At 65.9% G+C, this 15,216-nt stretch carries 17 protein-coding genes and 1 other RNA gene; 11 read left to right on the top strand and 7 right to left on the bottom strand.

The features are described from left to right. Together WCE05_RS24420 and WCE05_RS24415 are read left to right on the top strand one after the other, a co-directional pair. Positions 1-929, top strand: a 929-nt coding sequence (locus tag WCE05_RS24420) for a PAAR domain-containing protein (RefSeq protein WP_368816739.1), incomplete at its 5' end; no start/stop codon positions are given. Continuing rightward, positions 922-1,320 carry a hypothetical protein gene (locus WCE05_RS24415; RefSeq protein WP_225787651.1) on the top strand — a complete coding sequence of 133 codons (399 nt, stop codon included), beginning with the start codon at positions 922-924 and terminating at the stop codon, positions 1,318-1,320. The genes WCE05_RS24420 and WCE05_RS24415, both read left to right, overlap by 8 nt. A 442-nt stretch (positions 1,321-1,762) precedes the next feature. Here WCE05_RS24415 and WCE05_RS24410 read toward each other — a convergent pair whose 3' ends face one another. From WCE05_RS24410 to WCE05_RS24390, 5 genes are read right to left on the bottom strand one after another with little or no spacing between them, the layout of a single operon-like run. Next, entirely contained in the window at positions 1,763-2,980 is a 1,218-nt protein-coding gene (locus tag WCE05_RS24410) for a 2-octaprenyl-3-methyl-6-methoxy-1,4-benzoquinol hydroxylase (protein ID WP_225787652.1), read from the bottom strand. 9 nt (positions 2,981-2,989) lie between these two features. Beyond that, the gene (locus WCE05_RS24405; protein WP_225787653.1) at positions 2,990-3,472 is read right to left on the bottom strand and encodes a DUF4442 domain-containing protein; all 483 of its coding nucleotides are present in this window, start codon (positions 3,470-3,472) and stop codon (positions 2,990-2,992) included. After that, positions 3,469-4,668, bottom strand: coding sequence for a 2-octaprenyl-6-methoxyphenyl hydroxylase (gene ubiH / locus WCE05_RS24400; protein ID WP_253081679.1), 1,200 nt, complete (start codon positions 4,666-4,668; stop codon positions 3,469-3,471). Before ubiH ends, WCE05_RS24405 begins: the two co-directional genes overlap by 4 nt. After that, positions 4,665-5,999 carry a Xaa-Pro aminopeptidase gene (pepP, locus tag WCE05_RS24395; RefSeq protein WP_368816738.1) on the bottom strand — a complete coding sequence of 445 codons (1,335 nt, stop codon included), beginning with the start codon at positions 5,997-5,999 and terminating at the stop codon, positions 4,665-4,667. Before pepP ends, ubiH begins: the two co-directional genes overlap by 4 nt. Before the next feature lie 21 nt (positions 6,000-6,020). Next, positions 6,021-6,575 (bottom strand): YecA family protein, encoded by a 555-nt coding sequence (locus tag WCE05_RS24390; RefSeq protein ID WP_253081680.1) that lies wholly within the window; start codon positions 6,573-6,575, stop codon positions 6,021-6,023. 181 nt (positions 6,576-6,756) lie between these two features. Between WCE05_RS24390 and WCE05_RS24385 the strand changes: the two genes are divergently transcribed. The 4 genes from WCE05_RS24385 to WCE05_RS24370 all read left to right on the top strand — a co-directional run bounded on the left by WCE05_RS24385 (position 6,757) and on the right by WCE05_RS24370 (position 8,139). Continuing rightward, entirely contained in the window at positions 6,757-6,939 is a 183-nt protein-coding gene (locus WCE05_RS24385) for a TIGR02449 family protein (RefSeq protein ID WP_041166806.1), read from the top strand. Further along, entirely contained in the window at positions 6,936-7,253 is a 318-nt protein-coding gene (locus WCE05_RS24380; RefSeq protein WP_225787657.1) for a cell division protein ZapA, read from the top strand. Before WCE05_RS24385 ends, WCE05_RS24380 begins: the two co-directional genes overlap by 4 nt. 17 nt (positions 7,254-7,270) lie before the next feature. After that, positions 7,271-7,450: non-coding RNA, 6S RNA (gene ssrS / locus WCE05_RS24375), on the top strand. A gap of 80 nt (positions 7,451-7,530) precedes the next feature. After that, positions 7,531-8,139 carry a 5-formyltetrahydrofolate cyclo-ligase gene (locus tag WCE05_RS24370; protein ID WP_368816737.1) on the top strand — a complete coding sequence of 203 codons (609 nt, stop codon included), beginning with the start codon at positions 7,531-7,533 and terminating at the stop codon, positions 8,137-8,139. 19 nt (positions 8,140-8,158) lie between these two features. On the opposite strand, the gene WCE05_RS24365 is transcribed toward WCE05_RS24370, so the two are convergent. Next, complete coding sequence (locus WCE05_RS24365; protein WP_225787659.1) at positions 8,159-8,308, bottom strand: hypothetical protein; 150 nt, start codon at positions 8,306-8,308, stop codon at positions 8,159-8,161. Positions 8,309-8,488: 180 nt separating this feature from the next. Here WCE05_RS24365 and WCE05_RS24360 point away from each other — a divergent pair, with 180 nt between their 5' ends. The 4 genes from WCE05_RS24360 (at position 8,489) to WCE05_RS24345 (ending at position 13,825) form a co-directional block, all read left to right on the top strand. Beyond that, positions 8,489-8,938 (top strand): EVE domain-containing protein, encoded by a 450-nt coding sequence (locus WCE05_RS24360; protein WP_225787660.1) that lies wholly within the window; start codon positions 8,489-8,491, stop codon positions 8,936-8,938. Between the two features lie 96 nt (positions 8,939-9,034). After that, positions 9,035-9,994: an HlyD family secretion protein gene (locus WCE05_RS24355; RefSeq protein ID WP_368816736.1), complete on the top strand. Its 960-nt coding sequence runs from the start codon at positions 9,035-9,037 to the stop codon at positions 9,992-9,994. Then, complete coding sequence (gene rbbA, locus WCE05_RS24350; protein WP_368816735.1) at positions 9,991-12,711, top strand: ribosome-associated ATPase/putative transporter RbbA; 2,721 nt, start codon at positions 9,991-9,993, stop codon at positions 12,709-12,711. The genes WCE05_RS24355 and rbbA overlap by 4 nt, the downstream gene beginning before the upstream one ends. A gap of 1 nt (position 12,712) precedes the next feature. Beyond that, positions 12,713-13,825, top strand: a complete 1,113-nt coding sequence (locus tag WCE05_RS24345) for an ABC transporter permease (RefSeq protein ID WP_368816734.1) — start codon at positions 12,713-12,715, stop codon at positions 13,823-13,825. Here WCE05_RS24345 and WCE05_RS24340 read toward each other — a convergent pair whose 3' ends face one another. Next, positions 13,826-14,230 (bottom strand): flagellar basal body-associated protein FliL, encoded by a 405-nt coding sequence (locus WCE05_RS24340; RefSeq protein ID WP_368816733.1) that lies wholly within the window; start codon positions 14,228-14,230, stop codon positions 13,826-13,828. It lies immediately after the preceding gene. A gap of 219 nt (positions 14,231-14,449) precedes the next feature. Between WCE05_RS24340 and WCE05_RS24335 the strand changes: the two genes are divergently transcribed. Next, on the top strand, positions 14,450-15,216 hold a 767-nt coding region (locus WCE05_RS24335; protein ID WP_368816732.1), incomplete at its 3' end, for an NADPH:quinone oxidoreductase family protein.

Raw genomic sequence — 15,216 nt, 5'->3', positions numbered from 1 at the left:
ACAACACCTTGCCGATCTCTCGGCTGCAAATGCTCAACCCCACGTTCGAGGAGGGGTTCAAGGCGGGAGAGATCTTCGTCATCGGCGACCCGGACAAGGGTGATGCCTGCACCCGTGAGGAAGCCCAGTTGATGGACGCCGCAGAGCGGGCGCGGGAAAAGCTGGAAATACTGGAGCTCGATGAAGCTGATTTCATGATGCGGCATCAGCCTGAAATCGCCGGTTTGCTCAACGGTGCCAGTCAGTCCATGGGCGTAGGCAAGGACATGCTGTCGCATGGACTGGCTCAGGTCAGGGAGACGCTAGTGAACATCGAACGGCTGCACCAGCAGCAATTCGCCCAGCATGGTCACCTTCGCAGCAACGAGTTCTTCGCGGCTCGCCAGCGCTTGCTAAAGCAGTTGGATGGCCAGTTGAAGGCGGCTTTCCTCAACAAGCAATTGAAACTGGGAAGTTACGAGAGGCTCCGGCGGGAGTTGGGCATTTCTACCAAGAGCCTGGTCCATCACTGGTCGAAGGCGGGCGGGCCGGGGCAGATACCGGGTTATGCGACACATCTGGACGAAGTTTCCAGAGCCGCGAAGTACCTCAAGTACGGCGGCAATATAGCCATTGGATTGGGCGGCACCGCTTCATATTTGAAAGTGCAAGACGTCTGTCGTGCAGGGGAAACGGAAGAGTGTAAGCGGATTCGACTGACCGAGGCAGGTAACTTCACTGGAGGACTCGGGGGTGGAGCACTCGGCGCTGAGCTTGGCGTATTGGCCACTGCCGGCCTATGTGGCGTGTTCTCAGTTGCAACTAGCGGCTTCGGAGCTCCGGTATGCGGCATCGTACTGGTCGGCGGTGGTTCATTGGCCGGAGGACTGATTGGGAATGAGCTTGGCGAGTTGGCCGGTGAATGGATCTATGAGTTCAGTCATGATTGACTTTAACGGCTGGCCGCTCCCGGTGCAGCTTGTTTTCCTGATAGGCCCCCTCGCCACAGGTTTGCTTGGTGTCGCTATCAAACTCCAAGTCGCATGCACTCATGAGTTTCACATCATGCTTGGAGTCATTAAGAGTAGTCCATGGCTTGAACAGCAAAAACGATCTTGGGGTACATCCAGTGTCAGGTCCCGCTGGATGCTCGTTTGTTGTGTTTGCGGTCTGCTCTTGTTCGCAGGCCTTCATATACGAAAAGGGCTGTTGGATGCTGATGAGCTGCGCCACTTTCCCGCAAAGCTAAAGAGAAAATTGTTGATCTCTTCATGGCTAACCGTGGCTGGATCAGCTTGGATGGTGACCAGCTTTATATTGGTGAAGCTGAGCAAGGCATGACGCTCAAGCTTATGGATACGGAGTCCTATCTCCGTCCCGTGTTTCCATATCACGCTTGAGGATGTTCATTCGCTGAGGACTTGGACGTTTTCCCTCAGCCCTTGAAACTTCGCGCTCACGCAGGACGCCTGCTGATGTATACAGGTCTAGCCTTGTGCGCGCTCTTCTATGTTGTGTTCCACTTCACGGCTCCCGCCTCTTGAACGGCATCCCAAAGCCCCTGTCATACACCCATGCTCCAGAATGGATCTGTTCCGGACAAGAGCCGCCATTTGGGGCCGCTTCGCCGGCAAGCCAGTCCCACATGGCCGTGCAGCCGGCATCATTCGTGATCGACACGGACCCTGTGGGGGCCGGCTTGCCGGCGATGGGCTGCAAAGCAGCCCCAAGACGACATAGCACCGCTTGACTGACGGCCATTGGGGCGTGCCCGAGAATGGCCTCAGGCTTTCGCCAGCTCCGGCAAGTCGCCCGACAGCCCCAGCGCCTGGCGCACGAACAGCGCCTTGGCCTCTGGCATCTGCTCGACCAGCTTCAGCCCGCTGTTGCGCAACCAGCGCAATGGCAGTGGGTTGGCCTGGAACAGCCGTTCGAACCCTTCCATCGCCGCCATCAGCGCCAAGTTGTGTGGCATGCGGCGGCGCTCGAAACGGCTCAGCACCTTCACATCGGCCAGGCGTTCGCCACGCTCGCAGGCGTGCTCCAGCTCCTCGGCCAGCACCGCGGCATCGAGGAACCCCAGGTTGACGCCCTGCCCGGCCAGCGGATGGATGGTATGGGCCGCATCGCCGATCAGCGCCAGGCCCTCGTCGACATAGCGCTTGGCGTGTCGCTGGCGCAATGGCACGCACAGTCGAGGGTCGGCCTGCAGGACCTGGCCCAGGCGGCCTTCGAAGGCCCGTTCCAGGGCCTGGCAGAAGGCCTGGTCATCCAGTGCCATGAGCTGCTCGGCCTGCTCCGGAGTGGTCGACCAGACGATCGAGCACCACGCCTGCCCACCATCACGGGCCAGCGGCAGGAACGCCAGCGGCCCCTCGTCGGTGAAGCGCTGCCAGGCTGTGGCCCGGTGCGCCTCACTGCAGCGCACGCTGGTGACGATGGCGTGGTGCAGGTAATCCCATTCGCGTGTCTGGCAACCGGCCAGGCGGCGCACCGCGGAGTTGGCGCCATCGGCAGCCACCACCAGCGTCGAGCGCAGGCGCCGGCCGTCGGCCAGGGTCAGCAGCCACTCGTCGCCGGAGCGGCGCATCTGCTCCAGGCGGGCGTTGGGCAACAGGCCGACGTCGCTGTCGTGCAGGCGCTCCAACAGGCCATCCTGCACCACCCGATTCTCGACGATATGGCCCAGCACCGGAGCATGCACGCTACCCGCCGAGAAATGGATTTGACCGGTGCCACTGCCGTCCCACACCCGCATGTCCGTATAGGGCGAAGCGCGTCGCCCGGCAATGCCTTCCCAGGCGCCCAGGCGTTCGAGGATGCGCTGGCTGGCCGCCGACAGGGCGCTGACCCGCGGTTCGAACGGCGCCTCGGCGTCGAAGGGCCTGACCGACAGCGGGCTGCCGTCGAGCAGGAGAATCTCCAGGCCGCTATGGCGCAACGCCAGGGCCAGGGCGCTGCCGACCATACCGGCACCGACAATCAACAGATCTGCGCGCATTTCCATGCCTTAGGCGTGCCTCGCTTGCGGCTTGAGCCGCACGTAAAGGGTTTTATCGACCCGCGCCACCAGCTCGCCAGTGCCGTCGCGGATATCGACCTGCAAACGGGGCAGGTATTTCTTGCCGCTGGCGGTCTGCTGGCGGATCTCCTCCAGCAACGCATCGTCGACGTGGAACTCGGCGAACACCGGGCCCTTGCCCGGCGTGATGAAATCGATGCTGGCGGCCTTGTCCCAGACGATGTATTCGCGCCCCAGGCGCTCGATCAGCAGCAGCATGTAGAACGGATCGACCATCGAGTACAGGCTGCCGCCGAACTGGGTACCGACGTAGTTGCGGTTCCAACGGGTCAGGTTCATGCGCACCTTGATGCTGCGCATGTCCGGGCTGATGTGCTGCACACGGATGCCGGCACCCAGGTAGGGCGGGTAGAGGTTGAGCAGCCACCGCAGCATGCGAGCCTTGCGGGCGAGCCTGTGCGAATCGCTCATGCCCTGCCCCGCAGGTCTGGACGGGTGCCCAGGCCCATGGCCTGACGGGCGAACCAGCTTTTCGCCGGCGGCAGCAGGTCGAGGCCGAGCAGGCCGATGTTGCGCCCGGCCGCCAGCAACGGTTGGCTGCTGCCGAACAGGCGAGTGACCTGGTCGGAGAAGCCGATGGTCAGGGCCTGGTCCAGGCGCTGGCGCTGGTGATAGGCCTGCAGGGTGGCCAGGTCACCTGGCAGCGCAGGGCCATCCAGCAGGGCATCGGCCAGGGACTGCACGTCGCGCAGGGACAGGTTGAAGCCCTGCCCGGCGATCGGGTGCAGACTGTGGGCAGCGTTGCCCAACACCACCAGGTGAGGGCGCACCTGCTCTTCGGCCTCGACCAGCGCCAACGGGTACAGGTGGCGCACGCCGACCTGGCGCAGGGCGCCCAGGCGGTAACCGAAGGCGTCCTGCAGCTCACGCAGGAAGCTACGTTCATCGGTCTCCACCAGACGCTGGGCGTCCATCCCCTGGCGGGTCCAGACCAGCGCGCAACGGTTTTCCGGCAGCGGCAGCAGGGCCATCGGGCCCTGCTCGGTGAAACGCTCGAACGCCTGGCCGCCATGGGCCTCGCCAGGGGTGATGTTGGCGATCAGCGCACTCTGGTCGTAGGGGGTGCGGCGCACATGGATACCCAGCTGCTCGCGCAGGCCGGAGCGACCACCGTCGGCCAACACTGCAAGGTCGCACTCCAGGTGAGTGTCGTCGTCCAGTTGCAGGCGGTAGCCGCCGGCGATGGCCTGCATGGCCTTGACCTCGGCGGGGCAGCGCCAGCTGACCACCTCGGTGTCCAGGGCCTGCCACAGGCACTGGCCGAGCCAGGCGTTCTCCACCACGTAGCCAAGCGCCGGCACGCCTTCTTCGCGGGCATCCAGTCGGGTAGCGCCGAAGCGGCCACGGTCGGACACCTGGATCTGGCTGATCGGCTCGGCACGCTGGCTGATGACCGGCCACAGGCCGAGCTGCTGGTAGATCTGCTGGGTGCCGAACGACAGCGCCGAAGAGCGCGCGTCGTAGCTGGGTTGGAAACTGTGGCCGGGGGCGAAGGGTTCGATCAGCAGGAGTTTCCAGCCCCGGGCCTTGGCCCCGGCCTGCAGGGCCAGGGCCAGGCTGGCACCGACCAGGCCACCGCCGATGATCGCCAGGTTGACCCGGCTCATGCCACGTCCCTGCGTGCGTCAGCCATCAGCGCCTCGATCTCGGCGACGGTTTTGGGGACGCCCGTGGTCAGAATTTCACAGCCTTGCCTGGTCACTACCACGTCGTCCTCGATCCTTACGCCGATGCCGCGCCATTTCTTCGCGACGTTCTGGTTGTCGGGGGCAATGTAGATGCCCGGCTCGACGGTCAGCGCCATGCCCGGCTCGAGCACTCGCCACTGGCCGCCGACTTTGTAGTCGCCCACGTCATGCACATCCATGCCCAGCCAGTGCCCGGCGCGGTGCATGTAGAAGGCGCGGTAGGCCTCGCTGTCGATCAGCGCCTGCACCTCGCCCTTGAGCAACCCCAGCGCCACAAGGCCCTCGGTGATGACCCGCACGGTCGCCTCGTGGGCGTGGTTCCAGTGCTTGCCAGGGGCGATCTCGGCGAACGCGGCCTCCTGGGCCTTGAGCACCAGCTCATAGATGGCCTTCTGCTCCGGCGAGAAGCGCCCACTGACCGGGAAGGTGCGGGTGATGTCGCTGGCGTAGCAGTCGATCTCGCAGCCGGCATCGATCAGTACCAGGTCGCCGTCCTTGAGCGGGGCGTCGTTCTGCTGGTAATGCAGGATGCAGGCGTTACGCCCGGCGGCGACGATCGAACCATAGGCCGGCATCTTCGCCCCGCTCTTGCGGAACACGTAGTCCAGCTCGGCTTCCAGGCTGTATTCGTGCAGCCCCGCGCGGCAGGCCTGCATGGCCCGCACATGGGCCTGCGCGGAAATCGCCGCAGCGGTGCGCATCACCTTCACTTCCGCTGCCGATTTATACAGGCGCATGTCGTGCAGCAGATGATCCAGGGCAACGTATTCGTTCGGCGGCTGGGCACCGAGGCGCGCCTTGGAGCGGATCACATTGATCCACTCCATGAGCCGGCGGTCGAACTCGGGGTTGCTGCCCATGGCCGTATAGACCCGGTCGCGTCCCTCGATCAGGCCCGGCAGGATCTCGTCGATATCGGTGATCGGGAAGGCATCGTCGGCGCCGTAGTCGCGCACCGCGCCCTCCTGGCCGGCCCGCAGGCCGTCCCACAGCTCGCGCTCGGGGTTGCGCTCGCGGCAGAACAGCACGTACTCGCCGTGCTCACGGCCCGGGATCAGGGCGATCACCGCCTCGGGCTCGGGAAAACCGCTGAGGTACTGGAAATCGCTGTCCTGGCGGTACACGTGCTCGACGTCGCGGTTGCGGATGGCGACTGCAGCGGCCGGCAGGATGGCGATGCTGTTGGGGACCATCTGCGCCATCAGCGCCTTGCGCCGACGGGCATACTCGGCCTTCGGGATGTGGCTCATGGGCAGGACTACCCCCAGGTGTCAGTGCAGCGATGGCTTGGGCGCGGGTGCGGCCGGCTTGGCCAGCTCCGTATACAGCAGCAAGGGCGCCACGCGCAGGTACTCCATGACTTCCATGTAATCGCTCTCGCCGTCCTCGGATTCCTCGAGGGCATCCTGGACCTGGGAGATGGCCACCAGGTCCTGCAGCACTTCCTTGGCCTCGCCGGAGAGTTCCTTGCCGCCGGCATTCAGGCCGAAGCCGGTGATGAAGCCCTGGCACCACTGGCCCAGGGCCGCGGCGCGCTCGGCCAGCGGTGCCTCGTCGCCGGGCAGCAGCAGGACCAGGGTGATGTCCTCGCCGGTCAGCTCGGCCTTGACCATTTCCTGCAGGCCGATCAGGGCGTTGCGCACGGCGTCCTCGGCATCGTTCTCCAGCAGGCCGGCGGCGTCGGCCAGCCAGGCGTCGGCATCGAACCCTGCGCCGGCACAGCTGCGGCCGATCAGCAGGCCGTGCAGCTCGGCCGGGGAAACAGGATGGCCATTGCTGGCGAGCAGCGTGGCGAAGGCGGTGTAGGGCGATTGGGTATTGGGCATGGGCAGCTAGGCGCCAGACGGCGCAATGACTAGAATGAAGACCTTGTATCCTAGCACCGGCAGGCGCGCCAAGACCATCGGCACTGGCCGCCGCGGCCCAGGGAGAGGCATGATCGCCTGGTGAGTCCACGATGGAGCGAATCGAGTGCAACCCACGCAAGAGAACGACCTGCAAGCGCTGATGAGCCGATTCGAGTTGCTGATCGAGCGTGTCGAGCAACTAAAACGGCAAAATGCACTCCTACTAGCTCAGGAAAAATCCTGGCGCGAGGAGCGCGCCCACCTCATCGAAAAGAACGAGATCGCGAAGCGCAAGGTCGAATCGATGATCCTGCGCCTCAAGGCCCTGGAGCAAGACTCATGAGTTCAAGCAATAGCGTCACCGTCCAGATCCTCGACAAGGAATATTCGATCATCTGCCCGCCCGAGGAACGCAACAACCTGGTCAGCGCCGCGCGCTACCTGGACGGCAAGATGCGCGAGATCCGCAGCAGCGGCAAGGTGATCGGTGCCGACCGCATCGCGGTCATGGCGGCGCTGAACATCACCCACGAACTGCTGCACCGCCAGGAGCGCCCGGACGTGGCCGGCAACGGCACCACCCGCGAGCAGGTACGCGACCTGCTGGAGCGGGTCGACCAGGCACTGTCCGACGACGCGGATACCAAAATCGGCTGAGATTGGTATACTGGCGCCACTCCCTGGGGGATGCGCCAGTCGGTTATGTCCCTGAGCCGATACGCACAACCACGGGGGTTGCACGCTGGGGCAGGTGTGCATGTCCGCTCGACGGAAAGCCTTAACGCCCCCTGCAATCTCCACCTTGAACTTTCGGGTTCAAGGGCTACACCGACAGCGGTTCCATCGGGGAGCCTGAATTCCGCCTTGCCCGCCTTCCCGGCGGGCAATTCGTCTGGCCGCAGCGGCGGCCGGCACCTCTGGGAACGCCTGTGCCATGACCGACACCGCGCCGCTCACCCGCCCTCAACTCCGTCGCCTGCTCCGTAATGCCCGCCGCGCTCTCACCCCGGCCCAACAGCGCCAGGCCTCCCTTGGCCTGTACCGCCAACTGGCCCAGCATCCACTGTTCCGCCGTGCCCGGCACATCGCCCTGTACCTACCCAACGACGGCGAGATCGACCCGCGCCTGCTGCTGTGCGAGGCCCAGCGGCGCGGCAAGCGTACCTACCTTCCGGTGCTGCACGCCTGGCCGCGCACGCGCATGGTGTTCCAGCGTTTCGAGCGTGGAGAAAAACTGCGCCCCAACCGCTTCCGCATCCCCGAGCCGCTGACCGATCGCAAGCGCCAACGACCGATCTGGTCACTGGACCTGATCCTGCTACCCTTGGTGGGCTTCGACGAAGTAGGCGGCCGGCTGGGCATGGGCGGTGGCTTCTACGACCGCAGCCTGGCCTATCAGGCGCGGCGCAAGGCGTGGAAGAAACCGTTGCTGCTGGGGCTGGCCCATGAATGCCAGAAGGTCGAGCGGCTGGCCCAGGCCAGTTGGGATGTGCCGCTCAAGGGAACGGTCTCGGACCGTGGCTGGTACCTGGCGCCGAACTGAGCGGCGCCAGCGAAGGGGGTCAGCGTTGCTGCTGGGCGGGATCGACCGGCATCTGGTAGGCAGCGTCCATCTTGCGCTCCCAGAAACTCTGCGCATAACCGGTGGTGACGACACCCAGGCCGAAGATGAAGACCAGGATCCAGAGCAAATCCGGTTTGCGTTGGTTCATCGATGAATGCCCCCCTAAGGCAAACTGTTCAGGCTCGGCAACCTTCTTGGTGTTGCCGGAGCGTCTAGCTTTAAAATCGGCGCATTTTCCGACAACGTGCGACGACACGCAAACGTTGACGCCAACCGACCGTCGGTTTAGTGGGCCAGGTTATTTCAAATTTTGTCAGGAGCAGCATCCATGGCCTATTGGCTGATGAAATCCGAGCCCGACGAGCTCTCCATCGACGCCTTGGCACGCCTCGGGCAGGCACGCTGGGACGGGGTGCGCAACTACCAGGCGCGCAATTTCCTGCGGGCCATGAGCATAGGCGACGAGTTCTTCTTCTACCACTCCAGTTGCCCGCAACCGGGTATCGCCGGCATCGCCCGGATCATCGCCGCGGCCTACCCCGACCCCACCGCGCTCGACCCGCAGAGCCCCTACTTCGATGCCAAGGCCAGTGCCGACAAGAACCCCTGGAGCGCAGTGGACGTGGCCCACGTGAAGACATTCGGCCAGGTTCTGGGCCTGGGCCTGCTCAAGCAACAGGCCGCCCTGGCCGAACTGCCGCTGGTGCAAAAAGGCAGCCGCCTGTCGGTGATGCCGGTCACCCCACAGCAGTGGGCGGCCATCCTCGCGCTGGGCTGAACCTGCGACTATCGTCAGTGGCTTGACCAACATCAAGGCGCACGGCGCGGCCCTGCGTCACTATCGGGTGTGCAATACAGCAGGGACGCAGCCTCGATGAGCCGATACGCACCGAAACTCTTTGCCACTGCCCTGCTCGCCCTGTTGCTGGCGGCGGGCGGCCTGGGTTACTGGAAATCCCTGCACGATCGCCTGCCCGAAGGCGTGAGCATGGGCAATGGCCGCCTCGAGGCCACCGAAGTGCAGATCGCCAGCAAGGTCCCGGGGCGCCTGGCCGAAGTGCTGGTCGATGAAGGCGACAGGGTGACCCGCGGCCAACTGCTGGCACGCATCGATACCCGCACGCTGGAGGCCCAGCGCAGCCAGGCCGAGGCCGAAGTGCTGCGGGCGCGGGAGAACCATGCCGCCGCCGTGGCCAACGTGCAGTTGCGCCAGAGCGAGCGGTTGCTGGCCAGCCAGGAGCTCAAGCGGGTCCGTGAGATCTACCAGCGCAAGTTCGCCAGCCAGCAACTGCTCGACCAGCAGCAGGCCCGCTACGACACCGCCAACGCCGCAGTCGTCGCCGCCCGCGCCCAGCTGGCGGCGATCAAGGCCGCCATCGGTGCCGCCGAGGCCCAGGTGGCACAGCTCACCAGCGAAATCGACGACAGCAGCCTGCGCGCGCCCATCGACGGCATCATCCAGTTGCGCCTGGCCGAGCCCGGCGAAGTGCTGGGCGCCGGCGGCCGTGTGCTGATGCTGATCGACCCGAGCGACCAGTACATGAACCTCTACCTGCCCGCCTCCACCACCGGTCGCCTGACCGTCGGCGACCCGGCGCGAATCGTGCTCGATGCCCTGCCGGGGCAAGCCTTGCCGGCGAAGGTAGCGTTCGTCGCGGCCAAGGCGCAGTTCACCCCCAAGCAGGTGGAAACCCATGACGAGCGCCAAAAGCTGGTGTTTCGGGTCAAGCTGCGCCTGACCGAGCCCAGCGCCGTGCCCCAGGCCAAGCCAGGCATGCCGGGCGCCGGCTACGTCCGCACGGCCGACGTGAACTGGCCGGCCGACCTGCAATGAGTGCTCCGGCGCTGGTGGCCGAGGGCATCAGCCACCGCTACGGCGACCTGGTCGCCTTGCAAACCCTGGGTTTCAGCCTACCGGCCGGCACCCGCTGTGGCCTGATCGGCCCAGACGGTGCCGGCAAGTCCACGCTGCTAGGGCTGATCGCCGGGGTCAAGCGCCTGCAGCAGGGCGAGTTGCAGGTGCTGGGCGGCCCGATCCGCCGACGTCGCCACCGCAACCAGCTCTATCCACGGGTCGCCTTCATGCCCCAGGGCCTGGGCAACAACCTGTACCCGGAGCTGTCGATCCGCGAGAACATCCGCTTTTTCGCCACCCTCTTCGGCCTGGGCCGCGCCCAGCGCGAACAACGCATGACCAACCTGCTGCGCGCCACCGACCTGGAGCGCTTCGCCGATCGCCCGGCGGGCAAGTTGTCCGGCGGCATGAAGCAGAAGCTCGGCCTGTGCTGCGCGCTGATCCACGAGCCCGACCTGCTGATCCTCGACGAACCGACCACCGGCGTCGACCCGCTGTCCCGCCGGCGCTTCTGGGAGCTGGTCGAGCAGGTCCGCGCGCAGCGCCCGCAGCTGACCCTGCTGGTGGCCACGGCCTACATGGAGGAAGCCGAGCAGTTCGAACATTGCCTGATGCTCGACGGCGGTCGCCTGCTGGCCGCCGGCCCCAGCCGCGAACTGGCCGCGGTGACCGCCAGCGGCAAGCTGGACGATGCCTTCACCTATTTCCAGGACGGCAAAGGCGAGACGGCCGAGCCCTTGAGCATTCCGCCCCGCCAGGCGGACGATGGGCCGGTCGCCATCGAAGCCCACGGCCTGACCCTGCGCTTCGGCGACTTCACCGCCGTGGACAAGGTCAGCTTCGCTATCGGCCGTGGCGAGATCTTCGGCTTCCTCGGCTCCAACGGCTGCGGCAAGACCACCACCATGAAGGTGCTCACCGGCCTGATGCCGGCCAGCGAAGGCAGCGCCAACCTGCTCGGCCGGCCGGTGGACGCCCGCGACCTGGCCACCCGCAAGCGGGTCGGCTTCATGTCCCAGGCCTTTTCCCTGTATGGCGAGCTGAGCGCCCGACAAAACCTCGAGCTGCACGCCCGCCTGTTCGACCTGCCCAAGGCCGACAGCACCCCGCGCATCGCCGAACTGCTACAGCGCTTCGGCCTGCAGGCCATCGCCGACCAGCCCTCCGGCGCCCTGCCCCTGGGCCTGCGCCAGCGCCTGTCGCTGGCGGTGGCGGTGCTGCACCGGCCCGAGGTGCTGATCCTCGACGAACCGACCTCCGGCGTCGATCCGGCCGCCCGCGATGACTTCTGGCGGTTGCTGGTCGAGCTGTCGCGAGAGCAGGACGTGACTATCTTCCTGTCCACCCACTTCATGAACGAAGCCCTGCGCTGCGACCGTATCTCGCTGATGCACGCCGGCCGGGTCCTGGCCTGCGACACGCCTGCCACCTTGCAGGCGCAGTTCGCCGGCGCGACGCTGGAGGACGCCTTCGTCCGCTGCCTGGAGCAGGCCCAGGAACAAGGCCAGCAGGCATCGACCAATGCCACCCTGGAGCAGGCCGAGGACGCCACACGCCCGTTGCGCCAGGGCTTCAGCCTGCGCCGGCTGCTGGCGGTGGCCAGCCGCGAGGGCAAGGAACTGCTGCGCGACAAGGTCCGCCTGGCCTTCGCCTTGCTGGGTGCGCTGTTCATGATGGTGATCTTCGGCTACGGCATTTCCCTGGATGTGGAAAACCTCGCCTTCGCCGTCTATGACCAGGACCAGAGCCCGCAGAGCCGCGCCTACCTGGAAGCGTTTCGCGGCTCGCGCTACTTCGCCGAGCAGGCGCCGATCCGCGATGCCACCCAATTGCACCAACGCCTGCAGCGCTCGGAGATCAAGCTCGCCCTGGAGATCCCACCCGGCTTCGGCCGCGACCTGCATGCCGGCCGCCAGCCGGTGGTGGCAGCCTGGCTCGACGGTGGCATGCCGTTTCGCGCCGAGACCAGCCGCAACTACGTGGAGGCGGTGCACCAGGCCAACCTCGAGCAACTCGCTGCGCTGAGCTCACAACCGCAGCCTCGGCAGGCGCCGGTCAGGCTGGAGACACGCTTTCGCTACAACCAGGACGTGGTCAGCGTGAACGCCATCGGCCCTGGCGTCATGGCGCTGATCCTGGCGTTCATCCCGGCCATGCTCACGGCCCTGGGCATCGTCCGGGAAAAGGAACTGGGCTCGATCACCAACTTCTACGCCACGCCCCTGACTCGCCTGGAGTTCCTGCTCGGCAAGCAGGCCCCCTACCTGGCGGTGAGCCTGGTCAACCTGGCGCTGCTGGTGGCGATGAACCGCTGGCTGTTCGGCGTACCGCTCAAGGGCAGCCTGCCGGCCCTGGCCTGCGGCGGTTTCCTGTACCTGCTGGCGACCACCAGCCTGGGTCTGCTGATCTCGGCCTTCACCCGCACGCAGATCGCAGCGATCCTCGGCACCATGATCATCACCAGCCTGCCGACCATCCAGTTCTCCGGGCTGATCGTGCCGCGCTCGTCGCTCGATGGCGCCGCGGCGCTGATGGGCCAGTTGTTCCCGGCCGGCTACTTCCTCGACATTGCCGTCGGCACCTTCACCAAGGCCCTCGGCCTGCGCGAGCTATGGCCACAGTGCCTGGCCCTGCTGGGCTTCTTCGTCGCCTTCAGCGGCCTGAGCCTGGCCATGCTGAAGAAGCAGGAAGCCTGACATGCACCGCCTGCACCATACCCTGCGCCTGGGCCTGAAGGAGCTGACCAGCCTGCGCCACGACAGCGTGCTGCTGCTGTTTCTGCTGTACGCCTTCAGCGTGGCGATCTACATGCCGGCGGCCGGCTCGGTGATCGGCGTGCACAACGCCAGCGTGGCGGTGGTCGACGAGGATCGCAGCCAGGTCTCGCGCAAACTGGCCGAATCGCTGCAACCGCCCGAGTTCCAGCTCGCCGTGCCACTGGCCCTGGACCGCCTCGACCAGGCCATGGACAGCGGCCAGTACACCTTCGTGATCAACGTGCCGGCGAACTTCCAGGGCGATCTGCTGGCCGGGCGCTCGCCCGAGCTGCAGATCAACGTCGATGCCACGGCCATGAGCCAGGCGTTCATGGGGGCGGGCTACATCGGCCGGATCTTCGAGCGCGAACTGCTCGACTACGCCGGCGGCACCGCCGCAGCCAGCCCGGCGACGATCAGCCCGCGGGCGCTGTTCAATCCCAACCTGGAAGGTGGCTGGTTCCTGGCGGTGATCCAGATCGTCAACAACATCACCATCCTGGCCATCATCCTCACCGGCACCGCACTGCTGCGCGAGCGCGAACATGGCACCCTGGACCACCTGCTGGTGCTGCCGCTGACAGCGCTGGAAATCATGCTGGCGAAGATCGGCAGCAACGCCCTGGTGGTCGTGCTGTGCACCTGGGTATCGCTCGAGGTGGTGGTCAAGGGGGCGCTGGGCGTGCCGCTGGCCGGGTCCATGGGCCTGTTCCTGGGCGTGACCGCCCTGTACCTGTTCGCCAGCACGGCACTGGGCATTTTCCTCGCCACCCTGGCGCGCTCGACCCCGCAGTTCGGCCTGCTGGCGATCCCGGTGATCATCCCGATGCTGCTGCTCTCCGGCGGCAGCACACCGCTGGATAGCATGCCGCAGTGGCTACAGTGGGTCATGCAGGGCTCGCCCTCGACCCACTTCGTCAGCCTCGGCGCGGCAATCCTGTTCCGCGATGCCGGGTTTGCGGTGGTGTGGCCGGATGTCCTGGCCCTGGCTGTGATCGGCCTGGTGTTCTTCAGCGTGGCCCTGGCGCGCTTTCGCCGCAGCCTGACCTCCTGATCACTGCACGATCAGGTTGTTGAACAGCAGCTCCTCGACGATCGGCTTGCCCTCCTCGGCCTCCATGACCTGCTGGACCTGCCTGAGCGCTTCCTGGCGCAGCTGCTCCTTGGCCTCGACGCTGTTCATGTTGTCCACGCCCTGCTGGGTGAACAACGCCACCAGTTGGTTGCGGATCAGCGGCTCGTGGTGCTTGACCGCCGCCGCTGCGGCATCGCCGGACACGCGCAGGGCCACATCGGCCTTGTACACACGCAGCCTGGGGCTGCCGTCGAGGGCGTAGTTGCCGACGAAGGGCGGGCTCAGGCTGATATAGGAAACCTTGGGCTGCCCATCCTTGGCGTCCTCGGCCAGAGCCGCAGCTGGCAGCAGCAAGGCCAGCACCATCAAGATCCACGCTTTCACGAATTCGCTCCTCAATACAGTTGGCGCCAGCTTACCCAGCAAATCGTCCAAACCCAAGCCGCTGCTTGGCAGCTCTGGCCCCCGGCTCATGCTTGCCCTTCAGGTCAATGTCGAACCGATGCGGGGCTTATGTCGGCCCATCAGGGCGGGCCATGCTCGTTGACCGGGCACCTGCCCCTCCTACACTTATCGGCCACCACACGCAAAGGAATAGCCCCGATGAAAGCCGTATTGTGCAAAACCCTGGGCCCGGCGCGGGACCTGGCCCTGGAAGAGGTGGCGAGCCCGGAGCCGAAGAGGAACGAAGTCCTCCTCGACGTGCGCGCCGCCGGGGTCAACTTTCCCGATACCCTGATCATCGAAGGCAAGTACCAGTTCCAGCCACCCCTGCCGTTCTCGCCGGGTGGCGAGGCCGCCGGAGTGGTCGCCGCCGTGGGCGAGAAGGCCGGCGCCTTCAAGGTTGGCGACCGGGTCATGGCCCTGACCGGCTGGGGCGCCTTCGCCGAACAGGTGGCCGTGCCCTTCTACAATGTGCTGCCCATTCCCGAGGGCATGGACTTCACCACCGCCGCCGCCTTCGGCATGACCTACGGCACTTCGATGCATGCGCTGAAACAACGTGGCCAGCTCAAGGCCGGCGAGACCCTGCTGGTGCTCGGCGCCTCCGGTGGCGTCGGCCTGGCGGCAGTGGAAATCGGCAAGGCCATGGGTGCGCGGGTGATCGCCGCCGCCAGCAGTGCCGAAAAGCTCGCCGTGGCCAAGGCCGCTGGCGCCGACGAGCTGATCGACTACGGCCAGGCGAGCCTCAAGGACGAGATCAAGCGCCTGACCGGCGGCCAGGGCGTGGACGTGATCTACGACCCGGTCGGTGGCGAGCTGTTCGACCAAGCCGTGCGCGGCCTGGCCTGGAACGGCCGGCTGCTGGTGGTGGGGTTTGCCAGCGGGACCATTCCGCATTTGCCGGTGAACCTGGCGCTGCTCAAGGG

The sequence above is a fragment of the Pseudomonas sp. I2 genome (assembly GCF_040984075.1).
GTDB lineage: Bacteria > Pseudomonadota > Gammaproteobacteria > Pseudomonadales > Pseudomonadaceae > Aquipseudomonas > Aquipseudomonas guariconensis_B.
The sequence above is the reverse complement of the archived record's forward strand: the minus strand, read 5'-3'. Positions and strand labels throughout refer to the sequence as shown.

Bases quoted from the DNA above. Each gene is read 5' to 3' on its own strand.
- WCE05_RS24360 (WP_225787660.1), top strand. From the start codon at position 8,489: ATGGCCTATTGGCTGATGAAATCCGAGCCCGACGAGCTCTCCATCGAC.
- WCE05_RS24385 (WP_041166806.1), top strand. From the start codon at position 6,757: ATGAGCCGATTCGAGTTGCTGATCGAGCGTGTCGAGCAACTAAAACGG.
- pepP (WP_368816738.1), bottom strand. From the start codon at position 5,999: ATGAGCCACATCCCGAAGGCCGAGTATGCCCGTCGGCGCAAGGCGCTG.
- WCE05_RS24370 (WP_368816737.1), top strand. From the start codon at position 7,531: ATGACCGACACCGCGCCGCTCACCCGCCCTCAACTCCGTCGCCTGCTC.
- WCE05_RS24415 (WP_225787651.1), top strand. From the start codon at position 922: ATGATTGACTTTAACGGCTGGCCGCTCCCGGTGCAGCTTGTTTTCCTG.
- WCE05_RS24410 (WP_225787652.1), bottom strand. From the start codon at position 2,980: ATGCGCGCAGATCTGTTGATTGTCGGTGCCGGTATGGTCGGCAGCGCC.
- WCE05_RS24345 (WP_368816734.1), top strand. From the start codon at position 12,713: ATGCACCGCCTGCACCATACCCTGCGCCTGGGCCTGAAGGAGCTGACC.
- WCE05_RS24405 (WP_225787653.1), bottom strand. From the start codon at position 3,472: ATGAGCGATTCGCACAGGCTCGCCCGCAAGGCTCGCATGCTGCGGTGG.
- rbbA (WP_368816735.1), top strand. From the start codon at position 9,991: ATGAGTGCTCCGGCGCTGGTGGCCGAGGGCATCAGCCACCGCTACGGC.
- WCE05_RS24390 (WP_253081680.1), bottom strand. From the start codon at position 6,575: ATGCCCAATACCCAATCGCCCTACACCGCCTTCGCCACGCTGCTCGCC.
- WCE05_RS24380 (WP_225787657.1), top strand. From the start codon at position 6,936: ATGAGTTCAAGCAATAGCGTCACCGTCCAGATCCTCGACAAGGAATAT.
- WCE05_RS24365 (WP_225787659.1), bottom strand. From the start codon at position 8,308: ATGAACCAACGCAAACCGGATTTGCTCTGGATCCTGGTCTTCATCTTC.
- ubiH (WP_253081679.1), bottom strand. From the start codon at position 4,668: ATGAGCCGGGTCAACCTGGCGATCATCGGCGGTGGCCTGGTCGGTGCC.
- WCE05_RS24355 (WP_368816736.1), top strand. From the start codon at position 9,035: ATGAGCCGATACGCACCGAAACTCTTTGCCACTGCCCTGCTCGCCCTG.